Here is a 17,646-nt window from a genome sequence, read left to right as displayed (position 1 = left end):
CTAACATCAATTTATGTCCAACTATTGGAAAACCCTCAACTTGTTTTTTGTCCTGATTTCACTTGGGCTCACTGGATGTGTCGAACAACAAGATGTAACGAAAACATGGTATAAAGGCAATTTACACGCTCATTCGTATTGGAGCGATGGTGATGATTTTCCAGAAATGATAATGGATTGGTACAAAGCCAATGATTACGACTTTACGGTACTTTCCGATCATAATACGTTGAATGAAGGTGATAAGTGGATAACCATTTCCAATAAAAAATATCTACAACAAGGTTTTAAGAATTATTTATCGAAATATGGAGAAGATTGGTTAGAGCATCGTTTAGATAGTGTTGATAATATTCAAGTTAAGTTAAAAACGTATGCCGAATATAAATCGTTATTTGAGGATGAAAATTTTATAATGATTCCTTCTGAAGAGGTGACAACAGGCTTTGAAGGCAAACCCATCCATATTAATGCAACTAATATTCAAGAGAAAATAACTCCTCTTGATGGTACTTCAAAAGTTGATGTTATTCAAAAAAACATCAATGCTATTCTCGCTCAACGTAAAGAGTTCGAGGTACCCATAATGCCACATATCAACCATCCTAATTTTGGATTTGCTCTTACTGCAGATGATTTTGTGCAACTAAACAATGTGCAGTTTTTTGAAGTGTATAACGGTCATCCTGCTGTGTTTAACGAAGGGGATTCAACCCATTTAGGTACAGAGCAAATTTGGGATATTGTTAATACAGCCTATGCCCAACAAAATAAACCGTTGCTATATGGAATAGCCACGGACGATAGCCACCAATACCATCAATTCGGAAAAAAATATAGCAATGCCGGCAGGGGATGGGTTATGGTACAGGCGGACAGTTTACATGCTTCAAACATTATAACGGCTATGGAAATGGGCAATTTTTATGCATCCACAGGTGTTGTCTTGGAAGATATCAAATTCGAAAGCAATAATTTGACCGTTGAGGTAAAGCCAGAACCGAACGTGAATTATAAAATTGAATTTATCGGTGTTTCCAAGTCGGATAAAAAATCTAAAATCATTAAGTCTATTGATGGCACAAAAGCATCGTTAGATTTTAAGGACAGTTATTTATTTGTAAGGGCGAAAGTAATTTCCGATAAGACAAATAAAAACTTTTTTGATGAAAATGAATATGAAAAGGCTTGGATTCAGCCTGTAATGTTCAGATAAGAACACATTTGACCATTTGTTCCCTATAATGAGACAATTTTTAACCCTTATAGTTGGCAATAATTAACAATATTTGTAAATCAATTAACCTAATACTATTAATATTATGATTGGAATTATTTCATTTGTTGGCTTTACAGTTTTAGTTGCCGTTATTTCATACTATGCTACCAGAAAAACTGACGAAACATCTTCAGATGGCTACTTTTTAGGAGGTAGAAGTTTAACTGCCGGGGTAATTGCAGGATCTTTATTACTTACTAACTTATCAACAGAGCAAATTGTTGGGCTAAATGGGTCTTCATATGCAAGTGGTTTATCTGTAATGGTTTGGGAAACGTTGGCTGCTATTGCAATGATTGTTACCGCTTTGTTTTTGTTACCTAGGTATTTAAAGGATGGTTTAACCACAATACCGCAATTTTTGGCTAAACGATTTGATGTAACTACCAAAACTTTAACATCTGTATTGTTCTTAAGTGGTTACGCTGTCGTTTTGCTTCCCGTTATTTTATATTCAGGTTCTGTTGCCATTAGTGGAATGTTCAATATCCCCGAATTGTTAAATGTTTCGTACGAAACATCAATTTGGATATGTGTTTGGGGTATAGGTATCATTGGTTCTATATATGCCGTTTTCGGTGGTTTGAAAGCGGTTGCAGTTTCAGATTCCATTAATGCCGTAGGGTTGTTAATTGGTGGAATTTTAATTCCATTTTTTGGATTATCCTTAATAGGAGATGGTAATGTTTTAGATGGGATATCGACATTAATGGCCGAAAATCCCGATAAGTTTAAATCAATGGGAGGCCCTACGGATCCCGTACCTTTTTATACCATTTTTACAGGGATGATGTTGGTTCAGTTATTTTATTGGGGTACCAATCAACAAATTATTCAACGGGCATTAGCAGCTAAAAATTTAAAGGAAGGGCAAAAAGGACTTTTATTGGCTTCGTTTATTAAAATTCTAGGTCCTTTGATTGTTGTTTTGCCTGGTATTATTGCATACCATATATTTCAAGGTGGATTAGAGAGTGCAGATTTAGCTTATCCAATGCTAGTGAATAAGGTATTGCCGTTGCCTCTTGTTGGGTTTTTTGCAGCAGTTTTGTTTGGAGCCATATTAAGTTCGTTTAATTCTGTTCTAAACAGTTCAGTTACTTTATTTGGAATCGATGTTTATAAACAACATTTTAACAAAACAGCAAGCGAAAAAACTGTCGTAAAATATGGTAAATTATTCGGAATTGTGTTGGCAATAGCCTCTATGCTAATTGCCCCAATGCTTTTAGGGAAAGATAGTTTATTTGCCTATTTACAAGAAGTTAACGGTATTTACAGTATTCCTATTCTAACTATAATTGTGGTAGGGTACCTTACTAAATACGTACCTGCAATCGCAGCAAAAGTAGCACTTCTTTCTGGTTGTTTGCTTTATATCTGTAGCCAATTTTTCTTACAACCTTATTTTGTGGATAAAGCCATAGATAAAGCAGAAGCTTCGGGTATCACGGATGCGACTGAATTGGCTTTGGTAAAGGCTCAAGCATATCCACACTTTCTAGATGTGATGGCCATTTTGTTTGTTTTGAATGTAATTATTATGCTAATAGTCGGCAAAATCTATCCTGCCAAAGAGCCTTATGTACAAGCTTATACCAAACAAGTGGAAGTTACACCTTGGAAGTACGTTAAAATAGCTGGATTGGCAATTACTGCTATTGTTATTTTTATTTATGTGTATTTTGCTTAAAATATATATTACAAAATAGGACAGTTGAATGATGAAAATTGATCCCATTATAGCGGTAAAAAATGTTGAAGCAAGTTCTAAGTGGTATCAGACCATATTTGGATGTAAAAGCATGCATGGAGGAAAAGAATTCGATGTTTTGGTTTCTGAAGATAATGAAGTTTTGATTTGCCTTCATAAATGGGGAGCAGACAATCATCCGACAATGACAAATCCCAATATTGTTCCTGGAAATGGACTCATTATTTATTTTAGAACTGATAATATGGAACAAATAAGAGAAAACATCAAAAAAATGGGAAGTACCATTGAAGAAGATATTCATCTAAATCCAAACTCTAAGAAAAAGGAATTTTCACTTAGAGATTTAGATGGATACTATTTGACAATTACAGAATTTCATAACTATGAAGGATAATTAAAAAGACAAAAGCTATGCCTAAAATTTTATCCGTAAAACAACTTTATGAAGCAGATAAAACAACTGTTGAAAAACAGAAAATCAGTTTTATCGACTTGATGGAACATGTGGGAACGCTCTGTTTTCAATGGATTCATGCTCGGTTACAGGGTAGCCAAGTCAATATTCAGGTTTTTTGTGGAACAGGAAATAATGGAGGAGATGGATTGGTCATTGCAAGGCATTTAAAACAACATGGTTATAATGTAAAAACACATATTGTTAATTGTGGAAACGAACGCTCTGAGGTATTCTTAAAAAATTATGACAGATTAAAGGAAATCGGTGTTTGGGCAGAAATGATAACATGTGAAAGTGAACTGCCTCAAATTACTGAAAATGATATGATTGTGGATGCTATCTTTGGTTTGGGTTTAAGTAGGAAACCTGAAGATTTGATTAAAGAAGTTATACAACACATCAATGCTTCAAACGCTTATGTGCTTTCCATAGATTTTCCTTCGGGGTTATACGCTGAAAGGTCTGTAACCGATAAAGAAGCTGTTGTAAGGGCCTATCATACTTTAACCTTCCAAACCCCTAAATTAGCATTTTTGCTACCAGAAAATAAAGATTATTCCAAAACTTGGGATGTTTTGGATATAGGTTTGGATGCCGAATATATTTACAATGCCAAAACCGATAATTATTTTTTGGTTAAAGAAGATATAAAACCCATTTATCGTTTTAGGGAAAAATTTTCGCACAAAGGCGATTTCGGCCATTCTTTAATTATGGGCGGAAGTTTTGGAAAAATAGGTGCAGTCTCTCTATCCGCAAAAGCAACATTGGTAATAGGTAGTGGATTGGTAACGGCTTATATTCCTAAATGTGGTTATCAAGTTTTACAAACTTCCATTCCCGAAGTAATGGTAGAAACTGATGCTGAAAATGAATTACAAAATTTTAAATCAGAAGTTGAAGCAACCGTGATTGGAATAGGTATGGGGATGGGCACAAAGCCCGAAACTGCAAAGGGTTTAGGAAAGTTCTTAAAGATCAATAAAATTCCGCTAGTGTTGGATGCTGATGCAATTAATCTACTATCAAAAAATAAAGAACTGCTCAAATCATTGCCAGAAAACTCGGTTTTAACACCACACCCTAAAGAATTTGAGCGATTAGCGGGCAAATGGAAAGATGATTATGACAAATTAAAAAAATTAAGGACATTAAGTAAAAAGCATAAAATTATCATCGTTTTAAAAGGTGCTTTCACGGTAATTGCCCATGATGGTGAGCTATACTTTAATTCAACTGGAAATCCCGCCCTGGCAACAGCAGGAAGCGGAGATGTATTAACAGGAATTATTACCGGATTAATAGCTCAAAAATACCACCCTTTTGAAGCTGCTTTATTAGGGGTTTATCTTCATGGGAAAACGGCTGATTTAACAATGCAAACCAACGTTTACGAAACTTTTGTTGCATCTGACATAATTGCCAGTTTGCCCCATGCCTTTATGGATTTATTAAAAAAAGAACCGCCAATAGTTCAGCCAAAAGAAGAAGAGTCAGCAAAGAATAAAGAATCTAAAGATGATGACAGAAAGGAAATGTATATTTAATAAATTTACTTGTTGATAACTGCCCAATATTTTCTCTATAAAGATTGATTTATTTCAATATTTTTACCGCAAATTAAATGCTAACCTGCACTATTGCAGATAATAAAAAAATAATGTTGCCCTTTATCACTTCAGTAAAAGAAAAAGTAATATTTCTATATTTCCTAACACTATTTATTAGTTTTTCATCCATTGCCCAACGTCCTGTAGATTATGTTAACCCTTTTATAGGTACTTCCAATTTTGGAGCTACCAACCCAGGGGCAATTGCACCCAGAGGTATGGTGAGTGTGTCGCCTTTTAATGTGGCGGGTAAACAAAATAGTTTGGAAAAAGACAGTAGATGGTTATCTAACCCTTATGTGTACGAGAATGAATTTTTAACAGGATTTTCTCATGTAAATTTAAGTGGTGTTGGTTGTCCAGATTTGGGTGTTATTATTTCTATGCCCACCGTGGGTGAGTTGGAAATAGATCATTTAAAATATGGTACAACCTATAAAGATGAAATAGCCAAAGCAGGTTATTATAGCACTGTATTAGATGATTCCAAAATTAAAGTAGAGACCACTGCTACAACACGGTCGGGTATAAGTAGGTATTATTTCCCGGCTGGAAAAGCGAATGTTCTTATCAATTTAGGGTTGGGCTTAACAAATGAACAAGGCGGAATGATAAAGGCGGTTTCACCTACTGAAATAGAAGGGTTTAGAACTGTAGGTAGCTTTTGTTATTACAAACCAGAAGAAACTTATCCCGTATACTTTGTAGCAAAAGTTAATGTAAAAAGCGATGAGTTCGGTGTTTGGAAAAAACCAAGAAAAGAATCTGGTGTTGAAGCACAATGGATGGGATATAATGGAAAAGACAGGTTCTATAAAAATTATTATAAAGAGGTGGTTGGGGATAGTATTGGTGGTTATTTCTCCTACAATTTTGAAAAACCAACAAATGTTGAATTGAAAATTGGTGTTTCCTATGTAAGTATAGAAAATGCTAGAGAGAATTTAGAAAGAGAAACGGCCAACTCATCTTTTCTTGAAATTTATCATCAAACAGAATTAGAGTGGAACAATTTGCTTTCTAAAATTGAAGTTCAAGGTGGCACTAAAGATGACAAAACCGTCTTCTATACCGCATTATATCATACGCTAATTCATCCCAACACTTTAAATGACAGTAATGGCGAATACCCTAAAATGGGAACCAGAGAGACGTTAAAAACAAATGGTACGCGATTTACCGTATTTTCCTTTTGGGATACGTACAGAAATTTGCACTCTCTGATGTCACTCATATATCCTGAGCAACAGTTAAATATGGTCAACAGCATGCTCGATATCTATGACGAAAGTGGATGGTTACCAAAATGGGAATTAAACTCAACTGAAACGACAACTATGGTGGGCGATCCTGCTGGGATAGTTTTGGCAGATACCTACCTTCGGGGCATTCGCAATTTTGATGTTGAAAAAGCTTATGAGGCAATGGTAAAAAGTGCTGATCAAATTAATAATAATCCGTTACGACCAGGATTAAAAAATTATATTGAAAAAGGATATTTAACAACTTCTGATGCTGGCCCGGTATCAACTACACAAGAGTATAATATTTCGGATTTTGCCATAGCCCAATTAGCACAAGCTCTTGGTAAAAACGAAGATAAAATGAGATTTAGAGAGCGTTCCATTTCTTACAGAAATTTATATGACAAAGATTTTAAATTATTACGCCCTAAAAATGATGACGGTTCTTGGTATAGTCCGTTTGACCCTTTAGCAGGTGCAAACTTTACTAAAAACGTTGGTTTTATAGAAGGTAATTCTTGGCAATATACTTTTATGGTAAGCCATGATACGGAAGGGTTGATAAAATTAATGGGCGGGAAAAGAGCATTTACCAATCAATTACAAGAAGTTTTTGATAAAAAACACTTTGACATGGCTAACGAGCCAGATATTGCCTATCCTTATCTGTTCAACTATATTAAAGGGGAAGAATGGCGTACACAGAATATGGTTGATGTGTTGAGAAAATCATATTTTAAAAATTCACCCGATGGATTGCCCGGTAACGATGATACTGGAACAATGTCCGCATGGATTATTTATAGTATGATGGGTATTTATCCTGTCAGTCCTGCCGACCCTATATATACATTTAGCACTCCTGTTTTTGATAAAATAAAAATTGAGCTAGACCCCAACTATTACAGTGCTAGAGTATTGGTTATTGAAAAAGAAGGTAAAGGAAATATTAAAGAAATTTTACTGAACGGTGAAGAACATAAAAGTTTTTTTATAGACCACTCTGAATTGGTAAACGGATTTAGGTTAAAGTTTTTGTTGGAATAATTGTAAAAGTAAGGTAACTTCATTTCTGACAGAATTATTAGAATAATCAGGCTATTTACATGCTCGCAATTGCTGTTAGTCGATAAGATTCAATTTAAATCATCTTAAAATATATATTTGACTACCTATTGTGCATTTTGAATCAAAATAGTATCAAAGTGTCGGTTCGAGTGATTTTGAGGTACGAAAAATTGTATCGAGAACTAATTAACAGGCTTAAATTCTTATTCTCGATATAAATTTTACTCATTTCAATCGTAAAATCCACTCGAACTGACAGAATTTTATCAAAATGCACAACAAGTATTTGACTTTAAATTTTTAAGATGAAGTATTTAAAACTAGTTGCCATCCTTAGTGTTTTCTTAACGATCTTCCTTTCTTGTTCAAATGACAAACTGGATATAACAAAAAACGGCAAAACAAATTATGAAATTGTTTTTCTAGGGAAAGCAACCGAAAGGCAATACAAATCTGCTGAAATACTTAAAAAATATATAGATAAAATAAGTGGAGTTGATATAGCAATTGTAGATGATAATTCTCAAGGTGCTGATAATCATAAAATTTATGTAGGTAATATTAATGATGAAAAGTTAAAGCCCCATGAATTATCTATTCTATCAAAAGAGAAGAATATTTTTATAAATGGAGGTTCAGATCAGGCTCTGAAAAACGCAGTCTATATTTTTATAGAAGATTACTTAGGTGTTAAATGGTATTCTCCGACTGTAGAGAAAATCCCCTCCGAAAGAACAATTTCAATATCTAAAAACATTAGCTATAATTACGAGCCTGAAATTACAACAAGAACGGTACATTCTAGACTTTTTTACGAGAATCATGAATTTGCTGACAAACTAAAAGTAACTACAGAGGCTTTTCCTACCTATGTGCCTAATGCAAGAGTACACACGTTTCATAAATTTATTCCCGAAGAAAAGTTTTACAAACAACATCCTGAATATTTTGCTTTAAGAGGCGATAAAAGATTACCTACCCAATTATGTTTGACAAATGACGATGTTTATAATATCGTTAAAGACTCGGTAGCTTCTTTGTTTGCTAAAAATCCAACTGCAAATGTAGTCTCTGTAAGTCAGGACGACAACACACAATACTGTCAATGCGAGAATTGTGCAAAAATTGATTCAGCCGAGGGAAGCCCCTCAGGGTCAATGATACATTTTGTAAATAAAATCGCTGAAAATTTTCCAGAAAAACAAATCTCAACCTTAGCCTATCAGCACACCAGAAAACCTTGTAAAACAAAGCCTAAAGAAAATGTATTGATAACACTTTGCTCAATAGAATGCGATAGGAGTGCACCCATTACCGAAAAATGTAACGATTTTGCAAAGGATTTAGAAAGTTGGGGAAAATTGACCAATAATATACGTATTTGGGACTACACCACACAATTTACTAATTTTTTAGCACCATTCCCAAATATTAAGACGTTGCAACCTAATATTCAATTGTTCAGAGATAATAATGCAAAATGGATTTTTGAACAGCATAGTAGTCATCCTAGTGAATTATTTGAACTCCGTTCGTACATCACTGCAAAACTATTATGGAATCCTGATTTGGATGTTGAGGCTCTAATTACTGAGTTTACTTATGGCTATTATGAAGAGGCAGGAATCTATATCAAAAAATATGTCGATTTAATCCATGCCGAATTAAAAAAACACCCTGATTTCTTTTTGTTTCTTTATGGAGATCCTTCTCAGGCTTTTGACACTTATTTAAGCCCAGAATTATTAGCAACCTACAAAGGGTTTTTTGATAAAGCAGAAAAAGTTGTCGCTTCAAAACCAGAAGTGCTAAAAAGAGTAAAAGAAGCTCGGATAAGTACTGATTATGCTATTTTAGAAGCTGCTAAAAAGAATTTGACATCACAATTTTCATTGGTATCGCAAGATAACCCAAGTAGTGCCAATCCTTTTGTTCAAGAAAAATTAGAAAATTTCTATAAAACTGCTAAGGCTTCCGATATTACTTTGATGAACGAAATGGGCTTTACTGTTGAAGAGTATTACAATTCCTATAAGAAAACAATTGAAGTTGCCGTAAAACCAAATATTGCTAAAGGTAAAAAAGTAACCTTGATTACCCAACCTAAAAAATATGCCAATGAAGACCCTCAAACTTTAACCGATGGTGCATTGGGCGGTAATAATTTCTATGCCAACTGGTTGGGTTTTGAAGGTAATCACTTGGAAGCTGTAATAGATTTGGAAAAGCCACAACAAATTAGTTCTATTTCAACTGCGTTTTTACAAGTCACCAATCATGTTGTTTTCTATCCACTTAGCGTGAGTTATTATTCGTCTAATAACGGTGAAAATTATATAAAAATAGGTACAATTGTTAATAATGAACCCTTGACCAAAACAAGTAAAGTTAATGCCATAAAGTATTTTGATTTAAACTTTCCTAAAGTTTCTGCCCGGTATATAAAAATAATTGCAGAAAATATGAATAATGCCCCTTACTGGCACCATGCTGCGGGTTTGCCTTCCTGGATTTTTGCGGATGAGGTTATTGTGGAATAGATTAATATTCAATAAACTCCAAAATAACCAATATTGTGTCTTATTTATTAAAATGATGTATGAATCTTTTAAAAGGATAATTTATACTAAAAAATGTAAACTTTTATTAGTCGTAATAAATAATTGATACTTGCAATTTTAACATGAAAATTAACTGAATTGGTCAATAGAGTAAGTATTTTTTCAAAAAAGGATACTTTTAAGCAAAAAAAGTATTGACATTTGTGTATAACGAGGTATATTTTAGTAAAACCTTAACATAATTTTACGCCAAACTCAAAAACAAATATTTTATGAAACAAATTTTATTTAAAATGTTGTTTTTTGTTGGCATATTATGTTCGCATGCTGTGTTAGCACAATCAACAATTACAGGAACCGTTACTGACGCCGAAAGTGGTTCGCCATTGCCCGGTGTTAACGTTATTATTAAAGGTACATCAAAAGGAGTGTCTACAGATTTTGATGGTAAGTATTCAATTGATGTGGAAAATGGTGCCATATTGCAGTTTTCTTTTGTGGGCTACGTAAAACAAGAAATTTCAGTAAGTGGTAAAACTACAATTGATGTAGCGTTACAAGAAGATGCACAAGCATTGAATGAAGTTGTGGTAACTACTGCACTTGGTATTAAAAAGCAACCTAGAGAATTAGGGTATGCCGCTCAAAACATTAAGTCAGACGCTATTACGCTTTCTGTACCTGTAGATATAGCTCAAGGGTTACAGGGGAAAGTTGCGGGTCTTAATATAGATGCTTCCAATGGTTTATCAAATGCTTCTTCTCGTATTGTTATACGTGGTAACAACAGTTTATTTGGTAGAAACCAACCTTTAATTGTAATAGATGGTGCTATTGTTGAAAATAATGAATTAGTGCAAGGTAATGTTGGACAAGCTACGGATGTATATAGAGACTGGGGTAACTACCTAAGTTACCTAGATATGACTACAGTAGAAGATGTTACGGTACTAAAAGGACCAAATGCAGCTGCATTATATGGTGCCAGAGGTGCCAATGGTGTTATTTTGATAACCTCTAAAAAAGGGGAAAAAAGAAGTGGTTTAGGAATAGAGTATAGCTTATCTTCTAATTTTACCAATCCATCTCAATTTCAAGATGTTCAAAATGAATATGGAGGCGGCTTTAGAACTTCATTGTTTACCGCTAACCCTCAACTACCAAAAACTGCCGATGGGCAAAGTTTTCCTTCTATTTTATATCCTCAAGCTTGGAGTGGAAATCCTTACCCAGGATCAACTGGTATAGATTCATCGCATGGCGAAGTGCCAGGCGGTTACAATACTTGGGATATTTTTAGTTGGTTTGGTGCGGGTTCTTCTTGGGGACCTAAGCTAGATGGCACACAAGCACTATGGTGGGATGGCGAAACAAGAGCCTATTCTCCACAACCTAATAATAGAAAATACATGTACAAGCAAGGTGTTGAAACCATGCACAATGTATCCTTTGCTACAGCCAATGACTTTGGAAGCATTCGTTTAGGTGTTAACAGAAAAGATGGTGATGCCATTGTAGAAAACACCAACTATAACAGTACCAGTTTCTCATTAGGGTCACACGTAAATATTTCAAAAATACTAAGTGCGGATATCAATGCCAGTTACAATCAGAATTTCAGGTTAAATGCTCCTGAAATCGGTAACAACAATTCTTGGTCAAAATTTAATATTTATGGCATGTCACGTGAATATAGAGGATTGGAAAAAGATTTTTATGAAAGAGATGATCTGCACAGATCTAAATTTCAGTTCCCTGGATCTTATCCCCACGCGGAATATAGTAGAGATTTATTTTGGGATGTCTATAATAACAATAGCCGTTTATGGAGAGATGAATTCTTATCAACCATTAAGTTAAATGCGGAAATTACACCTTGGTTAAATGCGTTTGTTAGAACCTCGGTAGATTTAATTGGTACCAAGTTTGAAACCACCCACAAGACTACAACCCCTAATGGTTTAGGTGGTGGTAAATTTGAGAAAACGGTCAGTAAAGATAAAACGTATAATACAGATGTAATGGCAACATTGCATAAGGATGATTTCTTGACCGAAGGCTTTAACGCTAGTTTAACATTGGGCTATAATAATTTTTCCATTAATAATGCTGGTGTAAAAGGTATAAATATTGGCACCTTTAAAGTACCAGGCATTTATTCTTTATCAAACTGGGCGGATATAAGCAATACGGATCCTACCAATAGATCTAAACCGGAAACGAGATATCATGTTGAATCATTCTCATATATTGGGTTGTTGGATCTTTCTTATAAAAATTATCTGTTTTTACAGGTAACAGGAAGACAGGACACCAACTCTACCTTACCTGTAGATGACAATACTACGTTCTACCCGTCTATGAATGCTTCATTTGTTTTTTCTGAAGCATTGGATTTAGGTAATTTTGGAGATGTTTTAAATTACGGTCAATTGCGTTTTGCTTGGGGTAAAAGTGCGAACGCAACGGATCCTTATCAGTTAGATGCTACTTTTAATACGGGTATTTTTGGTGGAGCGACTACGATAACTTATCCTGAAACAGTACCTCCAGCTGAGTTGACCTTTCAAACATCGGAATCTAAAGAAATTGGATTGGCTTTAGGTTTTTTTAATAATCGTTTAAATTTCGATTTTACCTATTACGATATTTTGTCTGAACAACAGATTATGGATGCTGCCATTCCACTTTCATCTGGTGCTTCTAAAGTAAGATTCAACTCAGGTGTTTTAACAAATAAAGGTTTTGATTTTATAATTAATGCTGGCCTGTTTAGAACAGAAGATTTTTCTTGGGACTTAAGCGTAAACGGAAACAAGAACACCAATAAGGTAGTTTCCTTATCTGAGGGTGTAGAAGAAAAGCAAATAGCATCTGTTTTTGGTGCTAATGGAGCATTTATGAAAGTTAGTCCTGGAGATGAGTACGGCACTATTTACGGTACTGATTTTGAAAGAGATGCACAAGGTAGAAAACAAGTTACCAATATTTTAAATAAAGACGGTAGTGGTGAAGTTGTAGGAACACAATATGTGGTAACCAAAGATCCGGTAAAAATTGGTAATGCAGCACCAAAATTAAGAGGTGGTGTAGGTAACAATTTTAGGTATAAAAATTTCCGTTTATCAGCTTTGGTAGATTTTAAAATTGGTGGAGATATTTATTCTGTCGATCATGCAACCTCAATGGGTAGTGGTTTATCACCTACCACTCTTAAAGAAAGAAACGGTGGAGGGTTACCTTACACGTATCCTGATGGTACAACGGATAATGTAGGTATGATTATGGACGGTTTTAATATTGACGATAATCAAGAAAATACAAGAGTAATACACCCTGTTTACTATTATGGTATTACCTATGCAGGCTGGTCACATTTAAATAGACCCAGAAGTTTATCGGTATTTGAAAACACTTGGGTTAAATTGAGAGAAGTAAGTTTATCTTATCAAGTACCACAGACACTATTGGAAAAAACAAAGATTATAGATAATTTATCGATATCTTTAGTAGGTAGAAATTTATTCTATATTTATTCTAGTTTACCAGATAATTTAAATCCAGAAGCCATTAATGGTACGGGTAACGGACAGGGTTTACAGTGGTCTCAATTCCCGCAGATGAGAACATTTGGTTTTTCACTAAAAGCAGGATTTTAATCTAAAAATTAACAATATGAAAATTAACAATATAAAAAAAACGAGTATCAAATACTACACCTTGTTATTGTGTGTAGGTTTGTTGACCTTCACCTCATGTGATAAAGATTTTGGTGATATAAACAATGCCTGGGACAGTAATTTATATAAAGCAGAAATTCCTGGACTATTCAACCAATTAGTATCTTCTACGCTAAAAACGGGTCATGAACACAGAATACCGGTGGCATGGTTGTATCAATGGACACAACAAGCAGCAATGTATTCAGCTTCTGGATATCGTTTGGAAGATCATGTTACTCAACCTTGGGAAAATTATTATAGAAATAGAGCCAATTATTACGAACTGCAAAAATTAGTTGAAGAAAGTGATGACGCCGCTAAAATGACTAACGTATTGGCTATGGCAAAAACCATAATGGCATATAAGGCTGCAAAAAACGCATTGTTGTACGGAGATATGCCCTATACGGATGCAGGCAAGGCCTTTATAAGCACCTCGGATTTTAGACCAGTATATGAAAGTCAACAACTAGTATTGGAAACCGCCATTAATGATTTGACCGATGCCCTTGGTAGTTTGTCAACGAGTGCAGACCAGATTTCGCTAGGAGGGTTTGAAACCCTTTTTGGAAACGACGTTGACAAATGGAAAATATTTGCCAATTCGCTACGACTGAGATATGCCATGATGATTAGGGATAAGAATGAATCATTTGCCGATCCAATAATTGCTGATGCTCTCACAAAACCTTTATTGGCTGCCGAAGAAGCGTATGTATTAGATCCTGATGATATTGGTAAAGAAATAAACCGAGGGGGATTTTGGAGAGGAAATTCGTATATGAGAATGGGTTCTACTATGTGGGATGCTATGTCAAATACAAATGCGGTTGACGGATCAGGTATTTATGACTTAAGGACAAATATCTTTTTTGAACCTAACAAAGACGATGAATGGGTACCTTATCCACAAAATCCTGATAATACAACAGCTACTGTAACAGGTGATCCTTACCAAGAAGGTAGAACTACAGATAATTGGGATAATCAAGCTCAGCGTTCAAATTTTGCAAGTATCAATGTGTATTATGTTAATGATAGATTTATACCTGAAATATTAATTGCAGGTTCTGAAATAAGTTTCTTAAAAGCAGAAATCTACAATAGAGGTATAGGAGGTGTTGCAGCTGACCCTGCAATGGCCGAAACTTTTTATAACGAAGGTATTACGGCATCTGTTAATTATTGGTATAAAGTTGCAAATGAATCTGCTAATTGGACGGTTAACAAACCACCAGCTGCACCATCTGCTGCTGAATTAAATGGTATGTTAAACAATATTGAAGTGGCTTATAGTAATGATGCTGCAACAGCATTAGAACAAATTTATAAACAAAGCTGGATTGCCTTTTTTCATCAACCTTTTGAAGCTTGGAATTTGCAAAGAAGAACAGGTGGTGCTACACCGGGCGAACCCTTAGCGGCAACCAGTTTGGTGTTGGATTTTAATAGGTTAGTATATCCAGCTTCGGAAAGAGAAACCAATAGAGTAAATTGGGCTGCAGTCACCAATGGTGGAGATACGGACAAATCAACCACTAAAACTTGGTTCCAGCAATAGAAATTTAGTACATTGCTTTATAATATATACGGTAAAAAAATGAGGCTGTCTGAAAAGTCAAGACAGCCTCATTTTTTTGTATTACCCATATTTTATCATAACCTCTTAAAGAAAAAAAATATTTTATTGAGCATAAAATTAAAACCTTAACCGAATTGTCTAAGTTTTATACTCCATAATTATATTGGGCTTATTTATAATCTCTGTAAATCACTTCTTAAAAAAAATGTTAATTATTGTGTTAATTTATTAAAAACCATATTTTTGGGCAAAAAAAGTATTGTATTATGTATAAAATTAGGTTTTTTTCAAGAAAATATTAGTATATATTTAAATCAAAATTAAAAGCAAAGATATAATGCAAAATGTATTTTAAAGGCAAGAAAATCCTTATAGAAATAATTTGTTCGCTATTAGCGATGCTTTTCATATATGCTGCTGTAAGCAAAATTTTGGAGTATCAAGATTTTAAAGTTCAAATTGGAAAATCTCCGATGCTTACGGATTTTAGAAACTGGTTAGTTTGGTTTATACCAACTCTTGAAATCATTATATCGTTAATGTTGTTAATACCAAAATATAGATTGTTTGGACTTTATGCATATTTTAGTCTTATGACAATGTTTACAACGTATATAATACTTATAATGAATTTTTCTGAATTTATCCCGTGTTCCTGTGGCGGAATATTAGAAGACTTAGGTTGGGGTGAGCATCTTGTCTTTAATTTATTCTTCATATTAATCAATTTAGTTGCTATTGTTATTGGAACATCTCAAAGTAAAACAAATCTCATTAGTCAGACTTTAAAATATAATTAATAATTTCAGGGGAATCCGAAAACCTTCAAAAGAGTAGGAATAATTTAATCTAATAAAAATGAAAAAATCAAGAATTCTATTGGTATTGGCGGTAGTCGCTTTTGCTACTTTAAGTGCATTTGTATCTGTTCCAAACCAGAATGCTTCTCCAAATACAGAGATGGCATCAAATGTTGTTTATGTTAAAAATTTAGGGCAATGTGAAGTTTTAGGCACACTATATGGATGTACAACCACCCCTAGTACTTTTTTGTGTACCGTACCTCTTCCTGATTCAAACGGTGGTTGGATTGATGAACCCGTTTACAATGAAAATTGTGAGCCACTATATCGGAGATAAACACAATCGAAAAAACCAGAGAGGCAAATTATAGCCACTCTGGTTTTTTTTTATTATCTTTAAATCTACCAAAACTTGTGAACTTTAACCGCAAAACTACTTTCTTTCTGTTAATAAGCCTTATAATTGGTATTCTACCTCCGGTGGTATTATATGGTTTACTTATTAAAAAAAATAATCAAAAGAATGGTTTTGAGCGAAATTTCTTTATTGAGACTCCACTCACTTCTTCTTCCAAATTAGATTTAAAATATCCAGGATATTACATTTCGGGATATACCAATCATAATCTATTTTTAAACCATATTAAAGCTCCAGGGCATACTGTAATGTCAAACTTTTTACTTTCTGATACCATTCATTTAAATTTGGACATTTCTATATCTGAAGAAACATCAAACCAGATGAAATGGGGCCGGACCAAAGTGTCAATAGATTCACCGTATGTTTATATGGCTGATGGTTTTTCGGGCAATATACTTGTAGCATCATTATCAGATAAAAAAAGTAAAATAAATACATTTAAAAATTTATATTTTTCAGAATATGTTGCATTGACACCTTCTTTAACAAGTACCATTTTTAAGAGCTATGATTATGACTTAAAACAGAATATTATTGTCAAAAAAACAAAAGATACTGCTAACCTTCTAAAATTTATTTTAAAAAAACAGATAGACGGGCTGTTCTGTACAGATGGGGTACTATTACAAACGAAAGAAAAATCCAAAAGAGTAATTCACATATATAAATATAGAAATCAAATCGTCTCTTTAGACACCATGTTAAGGAAGGTATATACTTCAAAAACTATTGATACCGTTAGTTTTGCTAATATAGAAGTGTCGAATATTAAATCTGGAACACAACGAACCCTCAGTAAGAAACCACTGGTCGTAAACCGAAAAAGTTGTGTGTCTAACGACTATCTTTTTATAAATTTATCACTTAAAGCGGATAACGAGGAATCGAGTACCTTTAGTGAAAATACTGTTATTGATGTGTATTTTAATAATTCAGGTAAGTATATTTCAAGTTTCTATATTCCCAAATACGAAAATAAAAAATTTCAAGATTTCCAAGTAATCGGCAATACGCTTTGTGTACTTTATGATAGATATATAATGTCATATGCATTAAGTGATGTAGCAAAAAAAATCTTGGAGGTTCCATAAAAATCATTCCGCATTTTTCTATGTTTATTTTAATATTTTCCAGTTTCCATAAGCGAGTATTCAGTTTATTCCTTTATTTTTATTAACTTTA

General features: G+C 33.9%; 11 protein-coding genes. All 11 read left to right on the top strand.

Features of this window, described 5'->3' with window-relative positions:
• Positions 1–13: 13 nt before the first annotated feature.
• Positions 14–1,216 (top strand): PHP domain-containing protein, encoded by a 1,203-nt coding sequence (locus UMM65_RS03655; RefSeq protein WP_321975117.1) that lies wholly within the window; start codon positions 14–16, stop codon positions 1,214–1,216.
• Positions 1,217–1,322: 106 nt separating this feature from the next.
• Positions 1,323–2,972: a solute:sodium symporter family transporter gene (locus UMM65_RS03650; protein WP_321975116.1), complete on the top strand. Its 1,650-nt coding sequence runs from the start codon at positions 1,323–1,325 to the stop codon at positions 2,970–2,972.
• A gap of 28 nt (positions 2,973–3,000) precedes the next feature.
• Positions 3,001–3,390, top strand: coding sequence for a VOC family protein (locus tag UMM65_RS03645; RefSeq protein WP_321975115.1), 390 nt, complete (start codon positions 3,001–3,003; stop codon positions 3,388–3,390).
• 17 nt (positions 3,391–3,407) lie between these two features.
• Positions 3,408–5,000: an NAD(P)H-hydrate dehydratase gene (locus UMM65_RS03640; RefSeq protein WP_321975114.1), complete on the top strand. Its 1,593-nt coding sequence runs from the start codon at positions 3,408–3,410 to the stop codon at positions 4,998–5,000.
• A gap of 113 nt (positions 5,001–5,113) precedes the next feature.
• Positions 5,114–7,354, top strand: a complete 2,241-nt coding sequence (locus UMM65_RS03635) for a GH92 family glycosyl hydrolase (RefSeq protein ID WP_415859551.1) — start codon at positions 5,114–5,116, stop codon at positions 7,352–7,354.
• Positions 7,355–7,680: 326 nt separating this feature from the next.
• Positions 7,681–9,915, top strand: a complete 2,235-nt coding sequence (locus UMM65_RS03630) for a DUF4838 domain-containing protein (RefSeq protein ID WP_321975112.1) — start codon at positions 7,681–7,683, stop codon at positions 9,913–9,915.
• Positions 9,916–10,208: 293 nt separating this feature from the next.
• Entirely contained in the window at positions 10,209–13,595 is a 3,387-nt protein-coding gene (locus tag UMM65_RS03625; RefSeq protein WP_321975111.1) for a SusC/RagA family TonB-linked outer membrane protein, read from the top strand.
• A 16-nt stretch (positions 13,596–13,611) separates the two neighbouring features.
• Positions 13,612–15,219, top strand: a complete 1,608-nt coding sequence (locus tag UMM65_RS03620; protein WP_321975110.1) for a SusD/RagB family nutrient-binding outer membrane lipoprotein — start codon at positions 13,612–13,614, stop codon at positions 15,217–15,219.
• A gap of 365 nt (positions 15,220–15,584) precedes the next feature.
• Positions 15,585–16,040, top strand: coding sequence for a MauE/DoxX family redox-associated membrane protein (locus tag UMM65_RS03615; protein WP_321975109.1), 456 nt, complete (start codon positions 15,585–15,587; stop codon positions 16,038–16,040).
• Between the two features lie 58 nt (positions 16,041–16,098).
• Positions 16,099–16,380: a hypothetical protein gene (locus UMM65_RS03610; protein ID WP_321975108.1), complete on the top strand. Its 282-nt coding sequence runs from the start codon at positions 16,099–16,101 to the stop codon at positions 16,378–16,380.
• Between the two features lie 77 nt (positions 16,381–16,457).
• The gene (locus UMM65_RS03605) at positions 16,458–17,555 is read left to right on the top strand and encodes a hypothetical protein (RefSeq protein ID WP_321975107.1); all 1,098 of its coding nucleotides are present in this window, start codon (positions 16,458–16,460) and stop codon (positions 17,553–17,555) included.
• Positions 17,556–17,646: the final 91 nt, after the last annotated feature.

The organism is Aureibaculum koreense (genome assembly GCF_034296135.1).
Lineage (GTDB): Bacteria > Bacteroidota > Bacteroidia > Flavobacteriales > Flavobacteriaceae > Aureibaculum.
The sequence above is the reverse complement of the archived record's forward strand: the minus strand, read 5'-3'. Positions and strand labels throughout refer to the sequence as shown.